The organism is Psychrobacter sp. 1Y4 (assembly GCF_051847555.1).
Genome location: NZ_JBPYDE010000617.1, coordinates 1 through 678, shown reverse-complemented (window position 1 = coordinate 678; position 678 = coordinate 1). Strand labels below are relative to the sequence as shown.

Annotated in this window: 1 protein-coding gene and 1 pseudogene; both read right to left on the bottom strand. The window is 36.6% G+C overall.

Translation table 11 applies throughout. The annotated features are described in order from the left end of the window. A pseudogene (locus ACS8FC_RS17925) lies at positions 1-89 on the bottom strand (30S ribosomal protein S15); the annotation flags it as partial. A 374-nt stretch (positions 90-463) separates the two neighbouring features. Continuing rightward, on the bottom strand, positions 464-640 hold the full coding sequence (locus tag ACS8FC_RS17920; RefSeq protein ID WP_371531727.1) for a hypothetical protein: 177 nt from the start codon (positions 638-640) through the stop codon (positions 464-466). Between the last annotated feature and the right edge of the window lie 38 nt (positions 641-678).

Genomic DNA, 678 nt, shown 5'->3' with positions numbered 1-678 from the left:
AAAGCTACTTGAACTTCTGGGGAGCCCGTGTCATTTTCGCCACGTTGGTATTGAGCGATGATTTGTTCACGATCGGTATTAGTTAGCATAAATATCTCCGGCAATGCTAAAAACTTTAAAAACAGACTACAATTTGAGTCAGATTAAAAGCAATAGAATAATAAATAAAATAACTTGCGCGCCATTCAGGACAACCCTGCATTACTAGAGTTGACCTAGTGTACGACAAATTCAGTTAAAGATAACGACCATTTAACACGTTTGAACGTATGCGTTATATTAGTCAAAGCCAATACCTAATTAAGGTGTTGATCTAACCAACATACATTATTCAAAACATGATTTAAATGTGAGGGCAATTATAACAAAAAACTGCTGAACTATCAGCAGTTTTTCATAAAACTTGTAAATTTGGCTTTGGCCTTAATAGGAAGGCAATTCATCAACAGATCACTAGATTTGCTTATTTGTTGACATCGTCTTGTGTCGCGTTACCACCTAGCTCGTCATCGTCAAGTGGCGACGCTGTAGTGACTTCTGCCAAACTATCAGGAGTAGCATCCTCACTAGGATTAATGTCTTCTGATAATTGCTGAATTTCTTTTTCTTGCGCGTCCATATTATCTGTCGAATTACTCATGTTAGCTCCTACATTATTATTTTTCGAAATATCTACTT